The organism is Pseudomonas sp. AC463, from assembly GCF_979253585.1.
In genome coordinates, this window is sequence record NZ_CEEDDZ010000359.1 from 1 (window position 1) to 315 (window position 315).

Sequence of the window (315 nt, forward strand, 5' to 3'; positions counted from 1 at the left end):
CACCAATCACGCGGCCTGTTGCGGCCTGCATGATGGAACGCCTTAGGGTCAGGACCCATTGATGTGAGCGTCGCGATCTGATTCAGGCTCCGCAAGGAGACCGTGGATGAGCGACCTGTACTGGTTGACGGATGAGCAGATGACGCGCCTGCAGCCGTACTTCCCCAAGAGCCATGGCAAGCCGCGGGTCGATGACCGGCGGGTGCTGAGTGGCATCGTCTTCGTCAATCGCAACGGACTGCGCTGGTGTGATGCACCGAGCGCCTAGGTCCACACAAGCCTGTCTCGAGCGCAGTCGAGAGGACGCTGTACAAC

General features: G+C 61.3%; 1 pseudogene. It reads left to right on the forward strand.

Features of this window, described 5'->3' with window-relative positions:
- Nucleotides 1-106 precede the first annotated feature (106 nt).
- Nucleotides 107-315: pseudogene (locus tag AC0IYH_RS30525) on the forward strand (transposase); the annotation flags it as partial.